The sequence below is a fragment of the Bacillus mesophilum genome, from assembly GCF_008923265.1.
GTDB lineage: Bacteria > Bacillota > Bacilli > Bacillales > Cytobacillaceae > Cytobacillus > Cytobacillus mesophilum.
Genome location: NZ_WBOT01000001.1, coordinates 98,343 through 120,058, shown reverse-complemented (window position 1 = coordinate 120,058; position 21,716 = coordinate 98,343). Strand labels below are relative to the sequence as shown.

23 protein-coding genes and 1 pseudogene are annotated in these 21,716 nt (G+C 33.2%); 9 read left to right on the top strand and 15 right to left on the bottom strand.

The annotated features are described in order from the left end of the window. Window positions 1-99: 99 nt before the first annotated feature. On the bottom strand, window positions 100-588 hold the full coding sequence (locus tag F7732_RS00700; RefSeq protein WP_151571809.1) for a GNAT family N-acetyltransferase: 489 nt from the start codon (window positions 586-588) through the stop codon (window positions 100-102). A 484-nt stretch (window positions 589-1,072) separates the two neighbouring features. On the opposite strand from F7732_RS00700, the pseudogene F7732_RS00695 reads away from it, so the two are divergent. Further along, window positions 1,073-1,521 (top strand): annotated as a pseudogene (locus F7732_RS00695) (DUF1569 domain-containing protein). 276 nt (window positions 1,522-1,797) lie between these two features. Here the strand turns inward: F7732_RS00695 and F7732_RS00690 are convergent. Beyond that, the gene (locus F7732_RS00690) at window positions 1,798-2,241 is read right to left on the bottom strand and encodes a GNAT family N-acetyltransferase (protein ID WP_151571808.1); all 444 of its coding nucleotides are present in this window, start codon (window positions 2,239-2,241) and stop codon (window positions 1,798-1,800) included. Window positions 2,242-2,491: 250 nt separating this feature from the next. Between F7732_RS00690 and pdxR the strand changes: the two genes are divergently transcribed. Continuing rightward, the gene (gene pdxR / locus F7732_RS00685; protein ID WP_151571807.1) at window positions 2,492-3,904 is read left to right on the top strand and encodes a MocR-like pyridoxine biosynthesis transcription factor PdxR; all 1,413 of its coding nucleotides are present in this window, start codon (window positions 2,492-2,494) and stop codon (window positions 3,902-3,904) included. 859 nt (window positions 3,905-4,763) lie between these two features. On the opposite strand, the gene F7732_RS00680 is transcribed toward pdxR, so the two are convergent. The 4 genes from F7732_RS00680 to F7732_RS00665 all read right to left on the bottom strand — a co-directional run bounded on the left by F7732_RS00680 (window position 4,764) and on the right by F7732_RS00665 (window position 9,234). After that, entirely contained in the window at window positions 4,764-5,330 is a 567-nt protein-coding gene (locus tag F7732_RS00680; protein ID WP_151571806.1) for a TetR/AcrR family transcriptional regulator, read from the bottom strand. Next, window positions 5,296-6,507: an MFS transporter gene (locus F7732_RS00675; protein WP_151571805.1), complete on the bottom strand. Its 1,212-nt coding sequence runs from the start codon at window positions 6,505-6,507 to the stop codon at window positions 5,296-5,298. The genes F7732_RS00680 and F7732_RS00675 overlap by 35 nt, the downstream gene beginning before the upstream one ends. Window positions 6,508-7,323: 816 nt before the next feature. After that, a complete protein-coding gene (locus tag F7732_RS00670; protein WP_151571804.1) occupies window positions 7,324-8,205 on the bottom strand; it encodes a DMT family transporter in 882 nt (293 codons plus the stop codon). Window positions 8,206-8,601: 396 nt separating this feature from the next. Next, entirely contained in the window at window positions 8,602-9,234 is a 633-nt protein-coding gene (locus F7732_RS00665; RefSeq protein ID WP_151571803.1) for an NADPH-dependent F420 reductase, read from the bottom strand. A 222-nt stretch (window positions 9,235-9,456) separates the two neighbouring features. Here F7732_RS00665 and F7732_RS00660 point away from each other — a divergent pair, with 222 nt between their 5' ends. The 3 genes from F7732_RS00660 (at window position 9,457) to F7732_RS00650 (ending at window position 10,999) form a co-directional block, all read left to right on the top strand. Continuing rightward, entirely contained in the window at window positions 9,457-9,798 is a 342-nt protein-coding gene (locus tag F7732_RS00660; RefSeq protein WP_151571802.1) for a winged helix-turn-helix transcriptional regulator, read from the top strand. Between the two features lie 335 nt (window positions 9,799-10,133). Then, entirely contained in the window at window positions 10,134-10,451 is a 318-nt protein-coding gene (locus tag F7732_RS23175; protein WP_161598817.1) for a LacI family transcriptional regulator, read from the top strand. Further along, window positions 10,421-10,999, top strand: coding sequence for a LacI family DNA-binding transcriptional regulator (locus F7732_RS00650; protein WP_151571800.1), 579 nt, complete (start codon window positions 10,421-10,423; stop codon window positions 10,997-10,999). Before F7732_RS23175 ends, F7732_RS00650 begins: the two co-directional genes overlap by 31 nt. 205 nt (window positions 11,000-11,204) lie before the next feature. Here the strand turns inward: F7732_RS00650 and F7732_RS23540 are convergent, their stop codons facing one another. From F7732_RS23540 to F7732_RS00635, 6 genes are all read right to left on the bottom strand, one after another. Continuing rightward, window positions 11,205-11,705, bottom strand: coding sequence for a transposase (locus F7732_RS23540; protein WP_476727081.1), 501 nt, complete (start codon window positions 11,703-11,705; stop codon window positions 11,205-11,207). A 40-nt stretch (window positions 11,706-11,745) separates the two neighbouring features. Continuing rightward, window positions 11,746-12,468, bottom strand: a complete 723-nt coding sequence (locus F7732_RS23535; RefSeq protein ID WP_476727080.1) for a transposase — start codon at window positions 12,466-12,468, stop codon at window positions 11,746-11,748. After that, window positions 12,465-12,704 carry a transposase gene (locus F7732_RS23530; RefSeq protein WP_476727079.1) on the bottom strand — a complete coding sequence of 80 codons (240 nt, stop codon included), beginning with the start codon at window positions 12,702-12,704 and terminating at the stop codon, window positions 12,465-12,467. Before F7732_RS23530 ends, F7732_RS23535 begins: the two co-directional genes overlap by 4 nt. Window positions 12,705-12,867: 163 nt before the next feature. Then, a complete protein-coding gene (locus F7732_RS00640; protein ID WP_151571799.1) occupies window positions 12,868-13,056 on the bottom strand; it encodes a helix-turn-helix domain-containing protein in 189 nt (62 codons plus the stop codon). Next, window positions 13,046-13,180 carry a hypothetical protein gene (locus F7732_RS23170; protein WP_275670900.1) on the bottom strand — a complete coding sequence of 45 codons (135 nt, stop codon included), beginning with the start codon at window positions 13,178-13,180 and terminating at the stop codon, window positions 13,046-13,048. The genes F7732_RS00640 and F7732_RS23170 overlap by 11 nt, the downstream gene beginning before the upstream one ends. Window positions 13,181-13,248: 68 nt before the next feature. Then, entirely contained in the window at window positions 13,249-14,079 is an 831-nt protein-coding gene (locus F7732_RS00635) for a hypothetical protein (RefSeq protein WP_151571798.1), read from the bottom strand. Between the two features lie 613 nt (window positions 14,080-14,692). Here F7732_RS00635 and F7732_RS00630 point away from each other — a divergent pair. The 4 genes from F7732_RS00630 (at window position 14,693) to F7732_RS00615 (ending at window position 19,010) form a co-directional block, all read left to right on the top strand. Further along, entirely contained in the window at window positions 14,693-15,724 is a 1,032-nt protein-coding gene (locus F7732_RS00630; RefSeq protein ID WP_151571797.1) for a tyrosine-type recombinase/integrase, read from the top strand. Continuing rightward, window positions 15,715-16,803 (top strand): tyrosine-type recombinase/integrase, encoded by a 1,089-nt coding sequence (locus F7732_RS00625; RefSeq protein WP_151571796.1) that lies wholly within the window; start codon window positions 15,715-15,717, stop codon window positions 16,801-16,803. The genes F7732_RS00630 and F7732_RS00625 overlap by 10 nt, the downstream gene beginning before the upstream one ends. Continuing rightward, window positions 16,804-17,754 carry a tyrosine-type recombinase/integrase gene (locus F7732_RS00620; RefSeq protein ID WP_151571795.1) on the top strand — a complete coding sequence of 317 codons (951 nt, stop codon included), beginning with the start codon at window positions 16,804-16,806 and terminating at the stop codon, window positions 17,752-17,754. 113 nt (window positions 17,755-17,867) lie between these two features. Continuing rightward, window positions 17,868-19,010 (top strand): site-specific integrase, encoded by a 1,143-nt coding sequence (locus F7732_RS00615; protein ID WP_151571794.1) that lies wholly within the window; start codon window positions 17,868-17,870, stop codon window positions 19,008-19,010. A 300-nt stretch (window positions 19,011-19,310) separates the two neighbouring features. On the opposite strand, the gene F7732_RS00610 is transcribed toward F7732_RS00615, so the two are convergent. The 3 genes from F7732_RS00610 to F7732_RS00600 are packed head-to-tail and all read right to left on the bottom strand — an operon-like array spanning window position 19,311 to window position 21,515. After that, window positions 19,311-19,730 carry a hypothetical protein gene (locus F7732_RS00610; protein WP_151571793.1) on the bottom strand — a complete coding sequence of 140 codons (420 nt, stop codon included), beginning with the start codon at window positions 19,728-19,730 and terminating at the stop codon, window positions 19,311-19,313. Continuing rightward, the gene (locus tag F7732_RS00605; RefSeq protein WP_240056490.1) at window positions 19,727-20,296 is read right to left on the bottom strand and encodes a replication-relaxation family protein; all 570 of its coding nucleotides are present in this window, start codon (window positions 20,294-20,296) and stop codon (window positions 19,727-19,729) included. The genes F7732_RS00610 and F7732_RS00605 overlap by 4 nt, the downstream gene beginning before the upstream one ends. Next, window positions 20,244-21,515 (bottom strand): FtsK/SpoIIIE domain-containing protein, encoded by a 1,272-nt coding sequence (locus tag F7732_RS00600; protein WP_151571792.1) that lies wholly within the window; start codon window positions 21,513-21,515, stop codon window positions 20,244-20,246. The genes F7732_RS00605 and F7732_RS00600 overlap by 53 nt, the downstream gene beginning before the upstream one ends. Window positions 21,516-21,716 lie beyond the last annotated feature (201 nt).

The following is a 21,716-nucleotide window of genomic DNA, read 5'->3' as shown; positions in this document are numbered from 1 at the left end:
ATACTGTCACGTTCTAGCTTCGTTGGTGTCTGACTATTCAATGTAAGTATTCTTTAAATCATGTAAATTGCTTTGAAGCGTGAATCACATTTAAGCAGATTAAATATGAAAGGATTGAACCAAGCAATTTTCTCCATCTATCATTTTCTTTTCTTCATCAAATTCAATACTTAGCTCACTATAAGCCTTCCTCCAAAATATAACAGCAGGTGTATTACTTGCTAATTCAATCACATAGTAATTGCCTTTTTTGAATTTAAAAAGTTCCTTTAATAATAAAATTGCAATTCCTTTCCTTCTAAACTTTTTCAAGATAAAGATATCGTTAATACTGTAATCGTAATTTTCTTTTAAAAATGGTTTTTCTAATAATAATAAGAACCCTACAATTGCATCTTCTTTTTTTATAAAATAGGGTGTTAAACCTTCTCTTTCCCAAATTAATTCAATTGAATCAAATTCAAATGAACCATTTGATGATATGTCTAATTCATCGGTAAACTCTGATAGATCATGCAAATATAGAGAATATAAATTTTGAAGAACACCCTTTTCGTCTCTTGAGATTGAGCATAAAGAAACTGTCAATATTAACCCTCTTCTCTTCCTAATATTTGTAATTAAATAAATTTTCTACATAAAATATCATATTTCCTTCTTAAACAAAGTTCATTAGCTACTAATTTTAATATATATCCAAAAAACATCTTTCAACTCCACAAAATTACAAGAATGCTATACAAATGGTACTTACATTTGAAGCAATGTAATATCCTAATATCCTATAAGAATTTTTTTTAGCCTACTAACTCCTATTAAAAAAACTCGAATGTACTGCCATTTGTTTCTTGCGTATAAATTTAAATTCAATTTCCGATTAATTATTATCTCTTTTTAATTAAATGTTCTTATTCTGCTTCATTAACAAACCAGCCCCGTTTGTTACATATGACAATAGCAGCCAATTAACACCAAGTTGAAAAAGGATAAAAAAGACATAACCTTGAATTATTATGTTAATAAACATGATCTTTTATTTAGTCTGGATAAAGTATATAAAGGAGCTATTCTAATGAAAAATATTTTTGACCTTATTTATACAGATGAAATATTAAAACGCATTGAAAACTTAAGTGTAAATTCTCAGCCCGAATGGGGACAAATGAATGTCTCTCAAATGCTAGCTCATTGCTCAGCTTTTCAGGATATTGCTATGGGAGCTACTAATGTCCCAAGAGGTTGGTTAGGGCTACTAGAGGTAGGTTTACAAAACCTATTTTTTATAATAACAGACCTTTACCACACAATATGTCCACTATTCCTAGCATTTTAATTACAGACAAAAAGGAATTTGAGATAGAAAGGGAAATATTGAAACAGAAAATTATAATATTCCAAAAGAATGGACCAGAGAATTGTACAAGTTTTCCACATCCCTTTTTCGGAAAACTTACTCCCCAACAATGGGGGAAAGGAATTTACAAGCATCTTGACCACCATTTAACACAGTTGGGATCCTAGTCTCAGGAATTTAATTATTTCCAAAATATTTAGAAGAACTTACTATGCTTCTTAAATTAACCTGCCCCGTTTGTTACATAAGAAAGGCCGCCTTATTTGGCAGCCGATCTAAAACATAAGCACTATATTGTTAAGTATATTTGTTCACAAATCCACTTTAAAGTTTCATTGTATTATAAAAGGAAAACCGACCTTAACATTAAAAAGACCGCTAAATCAACTATCTTATTTCACTATCTTAAAGCTTCCTTTAAAGTATGTATGAAAAACCGTTTATTAAATCAAACTTAATTCAAACTGATAAAATTGCGAATCACATACATAACCATTAGTTTCATAAAGTCTTTGAGCAGAGTAATTATCTTGTGCTGTACTCAGACTAATACTTTTAGCACCCGTTTCAATAGCATGTTCCTTCGCTTTAAGTAAGAGCTTTTTCCCAGTTCCTTGTTTTCTCTCTTTTGCATCTACATACAAATCATTTAAAATCCAGGCTCTTTTCATAGATATGGAGGAAAATGTAGGGTATAGCTGCGTAAATCCTATATATTTTTCTTTATCTTTAACAACAAATATTACAGAATCCTTATTTTCTAAGCGACTCTTTATATAAGTCTTGGCACCTTCTAAATCAGATGTCTGCTGATAAAACACCCGGTACTGATTAAACAACATAGAAACTCCTTCTAAATCTTCAATTACAGCTTGATATATTTCCATTATTATTCCTCCCTATCAAATTAAGTAAAAGAATTACATACGTATTAATAAAGTTATTGCATATCCTAGCAAAATTAATTACTTTTTGAAATCATCAATTAGTCGACTTATAATTTAATTTGTTATCATTCTAAAACCCTCCATTTCTTAACTTATTTTGATATCATTAATCATAGGACTAAACTGTACCTTTATAAAGGTACAGTTTATTATAAATTCATAGGTACAGAAAAGGAGGATTAATTGGTATATGGAAATGATGCCTAATTTGGACAAAAATCTTAACGAACCCTTATTTACTCAACTTTATGAATACATAAAAGGGGATATCGAAATAGGACGGCTCTCTCCCGGCACACAGTTACCATCTATTCGAAATTTATCAAACCACCTAAACATCAGCAAAAACACTGTAGATACTGCTTATCAACAATTGATTGCTGAAGGTTATATTGAGAGTAGGCCTAGACGTGGTTTATACGTGATTGAGTATGATCAGCAATTCCTAATATTAAAACACAGTGATCCAGGAACATTCGAAGATTACAAAAAAACTGAGAAAACCAACTTCGATTATAAATATGATTTTCGTATGGGCAAAGTTGACCAAGATAGTTTCCCTACTGCATTATGGCGGAATTTAAATAACCAGGTACTATTTGATAATGATATATTTTCATATGGTTCTCAACAGGGAGAACCTGAACTCCGTTTGGAACTTGCAAAATACTTGTATCAATCAAGGGGAGTATCATGTTCATCGACTCAGATTATTATCGGCGGGGGCATACAGCAATTACTGAGTTTACTTTGTTTAATCATCGGTTTCAAAGAAAAAAAAACAATTGCAATTGAAAATCCAGGATACGATGGTGCTAGAGCAATTTTTAACCACCACGGCTTTCAAATTAAAGATATTGAGGTAAATGAATCTGGAATTAGTCTGTCTAAACTGCGGCAAAGTGATGCGCGTTTCGTGTATGTAACACCATCGCACCAATTTCCACTTGGAAACGTTATGCCTATTGCTGCCCGTATGAACTTAATACAGTGGGCTAATCAAGTGAATGGTTATATTATAGAAGACGATTATGATAGTGAATTCAGATATAAAGGGAAACCTATTCCAGCTCTTCAAGGGTTAGATACGTTCGATAGGGTAATCTATCTAGGTACTTTCTCAAAGTCTCTTTTACCGTCCATTCGGTTAGGATATATGGTTTTACCCAAGCCTTTGCTTGAAATATATCAAAGAGAATTTAATATGTACGAGCAGACTGTTTCTAAAATACATCAAAAAACATTGTACTTATTTATGCAAAGAGGTCATTGGCAAAAACATCTTCGCAAAATGAGAAGCATTTATCAGAAAAAAAATGAGATCCTTTGTAAAGCCATTATGAAACAAATGGGAAATAAAGTGAATATTATTGGAGGAGATTCAGGATTACACATCTTACTGGAAATAACAAGGGTAGATACTGAAGAAAACTTGATTGAACTGGCAAAGAAAGTAAAAGTAAAAGTGTACCCAACCTTAAAATATTGGGTACAACAGAACCAAGCTCCAAACCCACTTATTCTAATTGGATTTGGTGGAATGAGTGCAGATGAAATTATTTCAGGGATAGAGAAACTAACTAAAGCTTGGTTTACAAAATAAACTAAAATTCTTTCCCAGAACAGCAGAAAGAATCAAAGTTAGAAGTATTTTTTGTGTTGGTGCATATAAAATATACACGTTCTTTCTCAAGAAGCGCCCTGTCGTATTATAGGATCAACTAGAGATGATATATTTCTAGTTATCTTATAACACGCAACCTTCCATTTGGTTACTTGTTTTGCAAATATTAATAAACTTGTTTTACTATTATAGAACACTCTTTTCTGAAGAATTATAAATGATACATATAAAGTAAGAGGCAAATTTAACTGATAAGTACTTACTTATTCCATAAACCTGCCCCAGTTATGGAATTAGAAGCCGCCTAGTTTAGGCAGCCGAACTTGAACGATAGCACCCATTAGTTTAAGTACAGTTTTTCACAAACTGCGTGTTCCCTTTACTTTTGCACCTAAATTGAAGAATAAACTAGTTTATACCTACTTCATATAAAACACCTCCCGACCCAAATACTTTTTGTTTGGGTTGGAAGGTGTTGATTCTAACTGATTACATATGTTTTATTGCTAACTTTAAGAGATTCGATGTTCTCTTCAATCTATACTTTAATATTGGAATTGTAGCTAGCTAAAGACCCAGTTAATGCAAAATCATAACATTGTAAAATCTTCTATCAACTAGCTATATCCCACCATGTATAGTGTTGCAATGCAATGAGTTCCCCATGTTCTGCTGCTTCTTTAATTCTTTTGACAAGTAATATTTCTTTGTATCTAAAGTTTTGTGAGAACAAAGCAACCATCTTAACCAGTAAACTTACAAGTATTAATGGCAGTTATACAAATCTATCCTGTTTCAATTATAACTATTTTTAAAACTTAGTGTTCTCCTCATTTAATCATATTTTAGGAGATATACCGTTCCAAAATATATTGAAAGAAACGTCTAATGAATACTCTAAGGATTGATTTGTATTGTATAGTAAATGGACAATTAACCCATCGAAAAGTGTGATATAACCAAGAGTACAATCATCTGAACTATAGCTAAAAGTCTCTTCTTCAAAAACTTTTCTTACCTCGTTTTTTAACGTATAAAAATAAGTTAGGTATTGAGTAGCAACAAAAGCTTCGATTTCTAAAGGTGCTGAATATGACGTTCTTTGAAGAAAGGCAGTATTTGGTTTTACATGTGTTCTTAATGTTATTTCTTTTAAATAACTGAGCAATTTTTCTTTTGGTGAAATATTTGACTGATTTTTAAAAAAGTTTTGTATATATAATATTTCTTCCTCAATAACTTTACTGTAAACCTCAATAAACAAATCCCTTTTCGTATTAAAATGATAGGAGAGAGATTGTTTTTTTATATCTAAATCTTTGGCAATCTGTGCCATCTTTGCACCTTCGTAGCCATATTCATAAAAATGTTTAATTGCCACTTGCTGTATTTTCTTTTTTATCATTTTTCATACCAACCTTACTTATTTGTCTTTTTGAAAGCAAATATATCATGTATGTTGCTAGAAACACAATATAAGTAATGGTAGCAACAAGATATATCTCTTGATAGGATGCTGCTGCAGCCACTAATCCAAGTAACATGGCACCTCCTCCAATACCTAAGTCAAAAAAGTTGTAGAACGTAGCCATCGCATCCTCGTGTTCATGCTCCTGTACTAAATTTAAACACCAGGTTTGGATAGCTGGTAATAATGAACCAAATCCTAATCCATAAAAAACAGCTGCTATAAAAAACATGCTATCATTTCCCGCTAAGTATAGTATAGCTAAGCCAACAATAGAAGAAATGGATCCTGGTATAAGGATAATAGAAGGACCGTATAAATCAAACAGCTTCCCTGATATTAATCGAATTAAAAAAGTTGCCACCGCAATAACGAAGAAAAACAATCCTACATAAGAAAAATTTTTATCAATAGCATAAAGAGAAATGAAAGACATAATTCCTCCTGCTGCTAACCCGACTAAGAGGATTAGTATACTTGGGAATAGAACTTTTTTCTCAAATAGTTTCACTTTTACACTTGCATGTTTATCTCGTTCTTTCCCTTCAGGCGCTCGCTTTATAAAAAAGCCCATTATAACAGCAAGGAGAAGAACTGCCATGCCACCTAGAAATAACCTCTGAAAGTCATATAACTCCAGCGTCATAGTTCCGATCATCGGTCCGACAGATATAGCAACAGTCTCTCCAAGTCCAAAATACCCAATCCCTTCCCCTCTACGGTGACTAGGAATTATTTCAGCCGCAAGCGTCGCAAAATAGGTTGTTATTAATCCAAATCCCGCACCATGAACTAAACGAATGAACAATAACACTGTAATATCCCCAGAGAGATAATATGTTCCTGTTGCAAGGGCATTTATTAATATACCCAAAATTAAAAGTACTTTTTTATCATATTTAATTGCAAGCAGCCCCGAAAATGGACGAATCAATATGGCAGATAAAGTGAAAATACCTGTTACTAAACCAACCTGACCAGCACCCCCTCCAAGCTCGTTAACAAATAACGGAAGTGTAGGTAATAACATTTCAAAGATCATAAAGACTAAAGCATTGGAAATCATTACAAAAACAAAAGAAAGAGACCAAAGCTTATTATTTGTGTGTGCCATATAGTTGTTCCTCCTTTAATTTTGTTCATTAAGAACACAAGGAACATTATATAACTGACGAAGGTCAGATGTAAAGAGAGTATTATTTAAAGTTATAAATTTCATTTTACTGACCCTAGTCAAATAAAATGAATTTTTGAATTTATACCTGATTATCCAAGAGTGATCTAACCTGATGAATACGATATTGAGAAAAGAAAAGTAAACAGATACACAAGTATGTGGGAGAATTTTGCTTCTAGAAGAAATGAATAGTAACAGACAATATCGTATTTTCGGCTATGAATATGAAAAACAAATTTAACTAGGTTGTATCATACATTTACTCGTATGTATTGGTGAGTGTAGCTATGAAGATACTGGTTGAATTATAACTATCATTATTAAATTATATAGTAGCTAAGTCGAGTAAATATGATATTGAAATTAAGCAACTATTCTGCTTTTAAAAACTTAAATAGTCCAATAAAAAAATAAAAACAGCTAGAGAAATACCTAGCTGTTAGAAGGCCTATTAGGTTCATAATAATCTTTTGAAATCCAAAGTTAAGCAATTCATCCATAAAGGTTAATAGAAAGAAATAAATGGATTTAACTTCTTTTTACTCCGTTAACTTTCCATAACTGTCTTTTAGAATAAGAAAAGCACCTAGATTTGCAGCTATCTTTAACAATCACTGCTAGTATCGCATTTATTTCGAATAGTCCATCATTACTTAATCCTGAAAAGAATTTGAGAACAATTATAGATAAATTCGTTTGTTAAATATATCCAATTCATCTTGTTTCTTCTATAATTGTATTTCGATATGCAATTTATGATTGATTTAGTAAAGGTGATTTCCTTTGTTGAATTAAAAAGAAAAATACACCTACTAAAACTACGAAACCTCCCGCAATCTGCATACCTATTACAGACTCACCTAAAATGATTACAGCTAAAATGGTTGCCCCCACAGGTTCTCCTAAAATACTCATAGAAACAGTAGTGGTATTCACATAACTTAGTAAATAGTTGTAAATCACATGTGCAATTGTCGGGAAAATTGCTAATAACAAAAATATACCCCATTCCCTTGGCTCATAATTGCCAATTGGAATTCCCGCTGAGAGATTGTATATATTTAATGTAATGGCTGCAAATAAGAATACACAAAAACTATATATCCAATGAGAGATTCTCTTTACATTGTTTTGTCCGATTAACAAGTAACCGACTACTGCTAATACGCTTAAAAAGGATAGTATATCACCAATAATAACCGATCGATTTTCTAATCCAAAATCTCCCCATCCTACCATGATCACTCCTATAATCGAAATACCAATAGCTAGTAAAGTAGATTTACCCGTTTTTTCTTTGTACATAATATAACCGCCTAACAAAGCGACTATTGGCTGTAGTGAAAGTATTATGGTGGAACTAGCCACTGTGGTTAGTTTTAAGGACTCAAACCATAAAGTAAAATGGAGTGCTAAAAAAATACCAGCAGTACATAATATCATCCATTTCCTTTTTGAAAGATTAATAAATTCTTTTCTTTTTATCCATACTACGGGTAATAATAATGCACATGCAAAATACATTCGATACATGCTTAGAATCGAAGAGGGTGCATCAGACCACTTCACGAAAATTGCTGCAAAAGAAATTGCAATTACCGAAATGGTGAGTAATAATCCAACATGCCTTTTCATTTAGATTTTCTCCCTGTCATAAACTTCATAATTATCAAATGAAATTAGTTTGGTTTTACTTTTAATACACCAATTTCGATAACTATATGCTCCTTTATTACATTAGAAAAGCTGCCTGAATCGGCAGCTGATCGTATATAAATACCCTTTAGTTTACATTATATCATTTTTTTGAGAATATAAGAAAATGTCAGTCAGTTTGCTACCGTCTTAGACAAATCATCACAATTCAATTAATTTAAGATAATTTGCAATAGAACATATAATATTAAATTATTATCATCAACTTGAGCAAATGATTGTATTAAAAAATTTGATAAAAGAAACTTCAAAAAGTCTCTTTTTCATTTTGCATGATTATTATATTCTCCTTATATTGAATATCATATTACCAAATTATTTCTTCTCATATACCTTGATATTAAAAATATCAGTATCTAGAGACTGAGTTAACGCGAAATACATCATAGCAAACTGTTCTTGCCCACGAGCAGTTGTAATATCTCCAAGATCTAACTGCGACTCTGGTGACCAGCCTAAGTCATTAAGCAATTGACCTGTTATCTCCTTGGCTTCAGCGTCATTTGCTGATATGAAAACAGTAGTTGGTGCTTCCAAGATGGAAGGCTCAACCATAATCGTAGAGGTCATAGTACAAAGTGACTTCACTACTTTTACTTTCGGAAACTCTTGCTGAAGGATCTCTGCACCAGATTTTTCTTTATATTTGAGTGAAAAATCTTCTGTCATCGCAACGGAAACATCAATTAATACTTTTCCGTTTAGGGACTCTTCTCCAATCTGCTTTAAGATATCTAGAGAAACTTCACCAAGTGTAGTATTCACAATGATATCACCAAATTCGGCTGTTTCTTTTAAACTTTTAACAGGAATCTCTAGATCGTTATGTTTTTGAGGAGTACGTGAACCTAATACAACTTCATAACCTGCATCTTTCCATTTAGCACCAAGAGTTGTTCCTGCATTACCTGTTCCTAAAATTCCGATCTTTGTATTTGATTTAACCATAATTTCCTCCTTAACATGTATTCATGTTTAGTATAACTAAACTAATTTATCGTACAAGTAGGCTTTGTTTTCATACATAGTCAAAAAAAACATACTATTATATTGAATTTTCACAGAGTATAATAAGTGTTAAAGTCTAAATTAATTATTCTTGTTCAAACAAATAAACATTTTTGATTTAATTTATGGCTAGTTCACTTAAACAGGAGTTGAAATAATCTGATGAATAATGAGCTAGACAAGGGATCTGACGGAATCATAACTACGCTAAATGTTATAGGAGGAAAGTGGAAGCCGCTTATTCTATATATTCTATTATACGACGGCACAAAACGATTTGGAGAACTTAAGCGTTCCTTACCAGGAATCTCACAAGGGATGCTTACAAATCAACTAAGAGAGCTTGAAAAAGATTGTCTTGTAGAACGTAAAGTATATAAAGAAATTCCACCCAGAGTTGAATATAGTTTGACTAAACATGCTACAACTCTTACAACAGTATTGGTCGATATGTGTGATTGGGGTTTTAAACACGCGGACTTTTTAAATGAGCCTAAATCCTAGAGCACCATTTAAATTATTTCCATAAAACTGAAAGACTCTCTGTAATTAGGGAGTCCTTTGTTCTTAATATTTTTTTCTGTGGTTTCTTCCAAAAAATCTCCCGAGAAAAAGATGAATAAATCTCAATTTCATTTTTTAATTTATATCTTTGTATTTCAATAAAAGAGCTGTTTGTGCAATCGCAATATATATTAGACAAATCTAATAGAATGAATATTGTATTTTACACCTCATATCTTGCCAGTATAAACAGAATCAATAATACTGCCATAATATTCTAGATCAGAGATAAGCAACTACCATATTTATTCCCCTTTATGCAGACCAAATTCAAAATGGGAATGCCGGAATCGGCTAGAAATCTAAAAAAACGTGAATCCAAAATGTTAGGAATGGTAATACCTGATTTTTCTAATCCTGTTTATGCAAGTATTATCCATGGCGCAGAAGACCAAGCTGCTTCAGAAGGATATAATTTACTCGTCTATAGCCTAAAACAAAAGGGATTAGATAAAAGATATTTCTCTCATCTATTAGAAGATCAAATTGATGGTCTTTTAATAGCCAACTCAGAATTGGATAATAACGATATTATAAATCTTAGCAAAACAAAAAACCATTTATCCTGGTCAATCGCTTTGTTCCTGAAATAAATAATTACGTTATTCTAGATGATGTTCAAGGTGCTAAGATTGCAACCAAACATCTTACAGACCTTGGACATCAACGCATTGCTCATATATCTGGTCCTCTATATACGGGGACTGGAATAAGTAGATTCAAAGGTTACAGAGAAGGACTACAAGAAGAACGTATTACATTTAACCCAAGCTATGTACAAGAGAGTCAATATACGGTGGAAAGCGGCTATGTGTCGATGCAAAAACTTCTAGAACTACCCACTCCTCCAACTGCAATTTTTGCTTCAAACATTATGACATGTTTAGGAGCGATGAAAGCAATTCATGATCATGGTTTAATTATTCCAAGAGATATTTCTTTAATTGGATTTCATGATGTTTTTTTTACCTCGACGCTCCAACCATCTCTTACTACAGTAAAAATGCCACTTTACAATATGGGAAGAGAATCAGTTAAGAAACTAATCGCTACTATAAACGGTGAAGAAAATGAAAATGGCCTTACAATTTCCGGTGCTTCAATAGTAATTCGTGATAGTACAAGTCCTCCTTCTATATAGTGTACGAGTGATTGAAATTGTATTATGATATTTTATAATGAAAGGCTGGGACAAATAGTCTCAGTCAATGAAAAAAAAGTGATATCGCTCGTCGATTTCACTTTTTTCTTATGTATTTTGGTCTTAGGTAGGCAAGATCTTACGCTCTTGCCGCATATTTTCTTATATTCACGGCCATTTACGCGAGGCCGATTTCGTTATCGACTTATGATTGACCGCGAATCGAAAACCGAGTGAAACCCAAATTAGCCTTCAAGAATCCAAAAACTGGCTCCACGTCTGTTTTGCGTTGACGGTAAATGGCAGCCGTTTCTTCTTCCGAAAGCTTCGTCTTTACATATTCTTTTTGCTGTTCCCATTTCTCGTTGATCATGAGTTTACGATTTGTACCTTCTTGTGCTTTTGTACAAAACGGTCGCGATGGGCAGTCTGAACAGTCCTCGCATTCATAAACCTTTAATTGTCGCTTGTAACCACTTTTATCGGAACGGGTTGAATGGTATTGAAACATGACCTTTTTGTCATTCGGACAAGTGAACGTATCACTTTCCTTATCATACTCCCAGTTACTTGTTTTGAAGGGATCTTGTTTGAACTTTTTCTTTTGCTCATTTAAGTAGTGATTATACGTAATAAGCGGTGTACAGCTGCGCTTTGTCAAAATGTCATCATAATTTTGTTCGCTTCCATAACCGGCATCTGCCACAATGTATTTCGGCAGCGAAAAGAATTCCTGTTCAATTCGGTCAAGAAAGGGGAAATGTTTTGGTATCGGTCGGGTTTGGAAACACATCATAAGCCAGTGCGTATTGTCCTTCTGTCGCGATTTGCACATTATAGCCAGCCTTTAATTGCCCGTTTTGCATATAGTAATCTTTCATTCGCATGAATGTTGCATCCTGATCCGTTTTTGAATAGCTGTTTCTTGTGCCAAACATGTTAAAATCCTTTTCATACTTCTGTTTGCGGGCAATCCAATCGTTCAGTTGTTTTACCATTTGTTTTGGTGACTTCCGTTCACTCCGAAGCTGTTTACGCTCTTCTGCATCATCAGAGCTCTCAATCTTTTGTGTATAATCATCGACTACTTCATCTAGTTGTTTGGCGACTTGCTTTAACTCTTCAATCGAAAGCTGTTCTTCATTCTCTCTTTTTATTTCAGGAATGATTTCATTTTCAAGAAGCTGGCTGTATAACTGATTAGACTTTTCAATGAGATTGGCATGGAATTTTTCAATGGCTTTCTTCCATACAAACGTAAATTTATTAGCGTTCGCCTCAATTTTTGTGCCATCAATAAAGATCGCTTCTTGATCAATCAGGTTTTCCTGAACCAGCTGACATCGGAATTGGATGAAACATCGGCGTATTAATTCTTTCATTTCGGGGTGGACACTGAACCGGTTGATCGTGCGATAGCTTGGCTCATATCCTTGTGCGAGCCACTTCATGCGGATACTATCTTTCAATAAACCTTCTTTTTTACGTCCAGAGAAAGTCGATTGTGTGTACCACATAAAATAATTTTCAGCATCATACGAGGATGGTAGGATGGACAGCCTGTCTGACGGCTAAAGGAGTGAAAAGCTTCTTGAGGAATACTTTCGACTAAATGATGGATGGAAAAGGCGATATCATTTTCTTGTAGTTTCACAGCTAAATCTAAAAGCAAAATAATTTGATTCATGTTATAATCTTTAAACATAAGGACCCTTCTTTCTGATTAAATTTGTTGTGGTGACTTTATTTTATCAGAAGTGGTCCTTATTTTTATTTATAAATGATAAAAGCCGGTGAAATTTTACAATGAGTAAAATTTCACCGGCTTTTTTATCTTGGAGGTAGGTTTTGTCCCAGCCTCACTAAGTTCATGATAAATTCCTTAACCATTCGAAAAAATCATCTCTCAATACTCTCTTACATCTACCAATTTGTACAAGTGGAAAATCGCTTCTTTTCATTAGTTCATAGGATGAAGGCTTTGATATTTTTAAGATTTTACTTATCTCCTTTGCTGTTAAAACTATCGGATATTCAAGTCTATCCTTATTTTCCATTTTTTTTATCCTCTGTATCAGTATTACTTTCTTGAGGTTTACCCGTAGAGTTCTGATTATTCTCATCTAGTTGACGCATCCATACATCAATCATATTAATTAATACCTTCCGCTTATGATTCACAAAAAAACCTCCTTTACTTTTGGTAATAGGAGGTTTTACAGAAAAGTATTTATTTTTACACAAACATTTTATAAAATGTTTACTTGCTTACTTCTGTATCGTAATTTAAACTCTTTGAGATATTCATTTAGTTCATATTTTTCTTTTTGAGAATCCCGATACGTACCAAATAATGTTAATTTATACACATCTCTAAGAAGTGCATCAGAGTAATAAATATGGCTTACTTTACTATCGAGTAGCTCGTTTAACTTTTTTAACATATGATTATCGAATGCTAGATAGGAATTAATAAATATTTCAAAGCTAAAAAAATTCACTTGTTTATCAACTCGAACTATTAATTCTCTACTATTTATTCTTGATAAAAACAAATTAGAATTATCCACTCTATATCCATTAATAATCCTATGTCGTGGACTGTTTAATGTTTCTTTACATACTTTTTTCATATCGACTACTTCACGACATGTTTTTTTATACTCATAAAAGCTGTTTATATCTACATTACGTTCAATTGGATTATCAAACATTAAAAATTCCACTGGAACATCAAAAAGAATCGCCAACTCATAATAAAAGAAACTTGTATTAATTTCTTCTTCTAGGTCATCTTTAAAATACCTTTGAATACCACTAGAAAAATCCATTAATTTGATATCCTTCTCTGTTAACCCCTGGACCTCTTTTAATGCCTTAAACCGAGAACCAATAGGTAGTTTCATAATAAATGAGTTAAACAAAAAAGTATCCCTTACAACAAATTTCATTTCTTCCCATTTTTCACGATCTTTTATCTTGTGTTTTATATAAAATTCTTCTCTCGTTAAACTCCCATACGCAAATTGCTTAATTACTCGAATTAAATCAATTGTAAAACCTTGTGGCTCGATTGCCATACTGGATCACCAGTTTGATTATAACTAGGAGAAATATCAGCAGAATGTAATACATGTTGAAACATGTAAAAAACATGCCCACTCTTTTTCACTAGACTTCCTCCTAAATTATTTACCTTCTTGAAAAGGTAAATGTAATTATTACCGATGTATTGTACAAAATTTTTATACAATAACACATCGCCTCCTTTTATATTTTACGATGGGTTTTTAAAGATTTTTAATTCCCACCACGCAAAATTGAAGCACTAAAGTTTCTTACTTATAAAACCTTTGCTGCTCAATTTGATTATTAAGGAAACGGGTTCCATCCTTTTGCCTAATCACCCTTTATTCAACTAAAGGATTTTGTCGTATTACCGAAATAATACGCAATATTTTGTATAAATATGGGTTGATTTGACAAAACTTCTCTTAAAGGCAATAAAAAAACCTTTCGAGATGATTTTTAGACACACTTGTTGTGTGTACAAAAATCAGCCCAAAAGGCTGGAGTCATTGTTACTTACTGGCCCGCGTCCTTTAAAAAGGAGCAAAAAAATGATTAATAATAATCATGATCAGATTATACATTTAATCCAAAAAATTGTAAACCAAAAAGGAGTCAAAATTAATGACTATTCCAAATCCGATATCTACTCCAAATGAAGTACAGAATAATTTCGTTTCATCTAACAAGAAAATTCCTAAAAAAGTCGAAAGAAAGAAAAAAGTTCCTAAATCAATCATTCTTGATTTAGGAAACTATTTATCAATTCTAAACTATGCCAGCGCGAAATCTTATATGGAACGTGCAGATGAATTTTTGAAATATCTTTTAACCAAAGAAAAAGTACAAGTCTGTTCTTTAAATGAAGGTCATTTAATAACCCAGGATCGCATTGCTCATTTTGAAAGCTATTTAAAAGTGCGCATATTAAATGATGAAATTACTGCACATACTGCATACAAAAAATTACAAGCAGTGAGAGTACTTTGTAAGTTTCTAGATTTTAAAAATATTACTTCTTTAAATTACTCAATACCGAAAAATATGATCCATGCTTCAAATGAGTCTAATTATTATTTTGAGTCTGAAAGGATTTTAGAGTTAATTAATAGTATAGCTTCTTCAACAAGCCCCACAAGATCAAGGGATATAGCTATTTTATTAATTTTAGTGGATACAGGCTGCAGACCAATCGAAATAGCAAACATTTCACTTGAAGATATAAGTTTATCTGAACGAACCGTATATTTATATTGCAGGAAATCTGGAAAAAGAAAGTTAAGTCTAAGTTTTGAGGTTATTTCCTTTATTAAACATTATTTAGATATTAGACCTTACTTTCAACCTACATGTGTCTTTTTATTTATTAATAAAATTGGTGGCCAACTAACATCGAAATCTATAAGAAACATAATACGGTCTGCAAACATTGAAGCATTTGGAACTTCTAAAATTAACGCAAGAGGGCTAAGACATACATATACTACTAATGCTCTTGAAAATGATAATGATTTTGATAAAGTTTCAAAAAGTCTTGGACATGCACATTGGAAATCCACATTACGATATTTAGAAAAAAGTAAAAAACGTCTAAAGAATAATACCTTACAACATAATCCTTTACAAGCTGGGATGGTGAATGATTTATGCCAATAGAATTAAAACTATCAATGGATCATAAAAAATTTTGTGAAGAACTAGGGATTAGCCAAGAGCAGTTACTTAATCTATTAAATCAAAATCAAAACAGGAACACACAGAGTCCAAAAAGCTCACCAAATGCATTAGTTGTAATCGAACAATTTCTAATAAACCTTGAAAAACAAGAGGTGTCAAAGATAAAAGCTAAAAACAGCTTCAAATATTACAAAAGCTTTTTGTCTCGATTTAAAAATTTTTTGCTAAGTACTTCGCCAGATTTACTTTTAGAAGATCTTAACCAAGAACACCTATATGACTTTTTACAGATTTGTAAACCTAGAAAATCAAATGGTGTATCTCTTGGTACGCAAAATACTTATATAGCCATATTGAAAAAGCTAGTATCTTTCTCCTTAGAGCAAGGACTTATTTCAAAAGACATAAGATATCGTTTTGAAAAAACGTCATATAGCCTCTTACCTCGTTATTTTAGTCCGAAGCAGTTAAGGACTATATTGACAAAGGCTAAAAAAAGAACACATGGATATTTATGGAGTGCAATCTTTATAACTCTATTAGGTACTGGTTTACGTGTTCATGAGTTAGTCAATCTACGTATTAAGGATTTTAATCTTCAAACACAATTAATTTATACAAAAGGTAAAGGTCAAAAAGAAAGATACGTGCCTATATATCCTGAAATAGCTAGTGTTGTTTTAAAATATTTAAAAACAACTGGTATGAAGACATGGGACATAAACAACGAAGGATACCTATTCTCACGAGATTTTGGAGTTAATAGAAACAAGGCAATATCTATTAGAAGTATCCAATATAATATGAAACAAATTATCAATGAAATGCAGCTCGAAAATCATTTTTCTGTTCATTCTTTCCGACACACTTTTGCAGTTAACGCTCTTAAAGCAAATATGCGTTTGGAATATTTATGTCAAATACTTGGACATTCATCTCCAGACACAACTGCTATTTACACCAAACTTGTCCCAAACGATTTACTCGAAGAAGTCACTCAACGTTTTCCTTTTCACTTGGAAAATTTAATTCTAGATTATTTATCGGAGGAAATATAAATGAGGATATGTGAGGAAGAAATTGAGACTTTTTTAATCCAATCGAATTATGCTAATCGTACAAAAACACAGTATAAATCCCATCTCAAAATATTTGCTAACTTTCTTTCCATCTATTCAGATACACCAAAGGAGGAACTTTATCTCAATAAAATTTATACAGTATTGGATATAAACGCAGAAATAATTGCATATAAGCCAATAAACTCCAACCTAATTGATGAATATTTTTTTCAAAATATACATAGAGGCTCTAGTTGGTTGACTATGAGCAGAAAAGCTATAGGAAGTTTTTTTAAATACTTATATAGGAAATATGATTTTGCTGACCCAACATTCACTCTCAAATTTAATATTAATAACTACCGTACAGACCGTATGCCAATAAAAATTCTAAACAAACATCAAATACTAAAACTTTTTAATTCTATCGTTACTCACAGTGAAGATATTGAATTTGAGCTTTTATTATTTACAACTCTATTAACGACCGGATGCAGAGTATCCGAGTTAATAAAGATTAAACATAGAGATATTCACTTTGAGGAAAGTACAATTGAGCTACATGACACTAAGACTAGAGTTGAACGGGTTATTGTTTTACCAATAAATTTAACAAAGGCCATCAAACTTTATATTCAAAAAATGAACACTCAATCAACCGATTTTTTATTTCCAATTGGTACCGAAGATGTTAGAAAACGCCTAAGAAGATATTTAGAATTAGGCAATCTACCTATTGTCAACGTTCACTCCTTACGGCACGCTTTTGCTACCATGTTGTTTGAGGCGGGTACTGAAATAACTTTTATTAAGCAATTATTAGGGCATAGTAAAATCTCATCAACAAAAGAATACATTCATTCAAACCATATTAGGAATCATGAAATCAGTATTCCCCAAAATGAGTCACTATTTAAAAATGCATTGAAAATTTTAAAATCTTTATAAGTTATTATTCTCATTAACAAATCAACACATTATAAATAGATAAGCAATTGGTCAAAATTATAAAAGACCACTTGCTTTCCAATGCTTAATTAATCAACTAGGAGGAAAGCAAGATGAAAGGCAGCATCAAAAAAAGAGGAAACACATACACATTTATTACAGATGGACCTAGAGATTCTATTACAGGAAAGAGAAAGCAAATATCAAGAGGTGGATTTAAAAGAAAAAAAGACGCTGAAGTCGCCTTGAGGAAATTATTATCTGAATTAGATGAAAATCAATATGCAGAAATTTCAAATGAAACATTAGCATATTATTTAAATTTCTGGTTCTCGACGCATTATCAAAAGCGTGTGAAAGAGACAACAGTAGCCAGTAGGCGATATATGATGCAAAAGCATTTAATTGATGAAAATCCTTTTTCGAAGAAGAAACTGTCAGTTATCACAACCTTTGATATAGATGCTCTCTACAATCAAAAAATTGATGAAGATTATAGCACAAGTTATATACGGAAAATTCATCAAATGTTAAACCAAGCTTTTGAACAGGCAAAGAAATGGAAGAAGGTCCTAGAGAACCCCGTAAGTGAGGCATCACCACCTTCTCTAAAAAAAGAAGAAATTAAAATCTGGTCCTTCCAAGAAGTTCATTCCTTTTTAGCCAATTGTCAAGAAGAGTGGCATAAAATTGTTTTTCATTTAGCCCTTTACACTGGGATGCGACGTGGAGAAATCCTTGGACTAAAGTGGAGTGATATAAATTTTGACAAGAAGATTATAAGCGTGAATCATTCTTTAGCGTTTGTCCCAGGTCAAGGATATAAACTATCTTCACTTAAAACCAAGAATGCAAAACGAAAAATCCCAGTCTCTACACAATTAGCTGAAATGCTCTCATTGCATAAACAGAAACAAGAAGAGCATAGAACCTTAATGGACGGCTGCTATAACGAACAAGAGCTCGTCATTTGCAGCCATCTCGGTACGACTCAAGATCCACAGAATGTTTTAAGAGTAATGAAACGGATTATTCAAACATCCGGAGTCCCACCCATTCGCTTTCACGATCTGCGGCACACACACGCTTCGATTTTAATTTCTGAGGGTGTCGATTTAGTTAAGGTGTCAAAACGGTTAGGACACGCAAACGCCAAAATCACGTTAGAGTATTACGCCCATCTAATGCCAAACGAGGATGATCAAGTAGCCGATATTTTCGATCAAGCAATGAACCGAACAAAAGAGACGTTGTGAGCATTTTGTGAGCATTTCCGATAATTGACGAGAAAACCGAGGATTCTCAAACCTTTCTGAACATAATAAAAAAGCTCCAAAACCTTGTTACACAAGGTTTTGGAACTTCCTAAAAAGTGATGATTCCGGAGGGGCTCGAACCCACGACCTCTACCCTGTCAAGGTGGCAAACATAACAGGAATGATTAAGAAGAAAAAGGATAAACCCTTGTGTAGCAAGGCTTCTCCATGATTCAAACAAGTTCTTACCGGATTAAAAAGGTGCATTGTTGACCGTGTTCGTCAACAATTCGTCAACATTTAAATTGCGCTACCAATTTCCTTAAGCACACCTAAGAGCATTGGCATGATTTGAATCAACACATATCCCAATCCTGCATTTTGAATCCCACTCCATCCACGCTCGCTTTTGCCGAGCATAAAGAAAAAACAAGAACCTACTATAATAATAGAACAAACAGGAAAACTAAGGGCTAACATTAAATCAATTAATGGATTCAAAGCATGAGCAATAACTTCTAAAGTTTTTTCACCAATAAATTGAGTTGCTGCAACAGGCACTGCTTCAGGAGTAGCTGCAAACGCTGGCTTAGCTGCTATTAAAGGGAATGCTATAGATGTGCCTATCCTTCTTGCTAATTGCCCATATTTCTTCTTAGGCTTTTCTTTCTTATAGCTGCCCGTCATAAATGCACTGATCGACATAGTTTGTGTTTTCACTTCAAATCCTCCCTTAAATAAACTTTATATTTTAACCCTTCACATAGCTGTTCTAATTTGTTCTTCCTAAAATCCGTTGTAGTTACCCAGATAAGCACAAATTGTGGATTATAAGTGGATAACTTCTTGTATTTCTTTATTTTTTGAATGTTTTGGGACATTGTTTGTTTGTAGTCAATTTCAACAAAGTGGTGGAGTTTATTGGAGATAAAGGCTGCATCTGCTATAAGGGATATGTCGTTAATGGTTATTTTTACTTCATTCTGCCAGCTGATTGGGCGGCCGCATACGATGTACAGATCGTTTCTCATTAGATAATGATTTACTTGAGCTGTCTTTTTGCGCACTTTCTCAGACAGCACCATTTCACGACCTGCTGAATTTAAATAGTAAACCTTCACTTTATTTTCCAAGAAGTGAGACAAGTATTCTTCCATGCCACTTAGGATCCGCTGGGCATTTCGCTCTTGACCAAGGCGGTGCATGCGCTGCAGTTGTTCCCTTGATAGGTAATCACATTTCTTCAAGCTTAAAAGTATTTCCTCTATTCGTTTCTGATTTTTCAATGGTTGGCGACTCCTCTCTTGGTCTAATGTTTATATAAGGCTCAATTTTCTTTTGTATTTCTTTATTGCTGATAAATGGCGTCTGCACGACTTGTGTTTTGACGTTTTTATAAATGCCGCGACCAGGTATCATTGGTAAAGATTCAGCTCCAGTTTGACCAAGCGCAGTATTAGATGCTGTAGCATCATCAAGTACATAACAAAGCCGCACAGGAATATTTCTCTTAGTCTGCTGTGGGATGGATTGGCTGGATGGATACTGGGTCCCGTAGACCAAATAGTACCCAGCTCCCCTGCCTTTTCTTGCTATATCCGTTACAACCTCCATCGCGGCCGAATCATCTGCTATGTCAGCTGCTTCATCGATTATGATAAAATGCCGATCTTTTATGCCAGATTCCTTTATATCTTCAGACCCTAGGTCAACAATTTCTTTATATGTGATATCCATTTGGCTCTGTATTTCTTTTAAAATCCCCTTGGCTGCTGCCGGCTCCCGAGTGAAATTTTTCGTTTGTTTTAGATCCTTGTAACGTTGAAAAGCAGATCCACCTTTTAAATCAATTAAGTGCAGATGAACATTTTCAGGCTGCTGGCAGATTAGAGTTGTAACTATAAGTTTTAATAGCACGCTCTTGCCAAAACCGGTTGATCCAGCAACAATTAAATGTTTGTGCTCATCAAAATCATGCCGCACAATAGAAGATCTTGTTTTTCCGACTGGAACGGACCAGGTATTCTTTTTAAGGTAAGATTCATTCCATTCATATTTGCTCTGTAACCCCTCGCTAAATATACGAATTCGCAGCATGCCGTCAAATTCAATGTCAATTTCCTTCTGAGATTTTGTACTGGTTAATAACTCCTTTAATTGTTTGAGTAATGTTTTATCAAGCTTGAGGTTCAGAATGTCGGAAAACTGGAGTTGAAAGGTTTTTTCCTTAATGTTCAAGCCATCCTCCAATACATTTTTCTTCGCAATTACTTCTTCTGATGACATTCCTAACGGTAGCTGATAAACATACTCCATTCCTCCATCAATTCTCCTTTTGCGCTGAAGCCGAATAGTTTTTACTTTGCCATCCTCTCTGATCGTCATGCCAGCGTTGTTAAAAATTCTTTGGATTTTATCTGCATCATTGGATATGCCAGTCTTTTTTAAATATGAATAACCAGCTAAACCACCCATTAAAGTTGAAGTAAGAATTTCAAAAATCAACGCCACCCCTCCTTTTAGTATTACGTAGTAATAGTTGCAAGGTAAACGAATAACAAAATACTGAAGAAATCCTTGGTAATACTAGCATTTTTGATGTCGGGTTACTGTGCACATAGAGAATTTTAAAACGACTGCAATTAGCGAATGTAAAACCGTATATCTTGCTGAATGGTAATAGATATGTGATTAAATGTTTGTCCT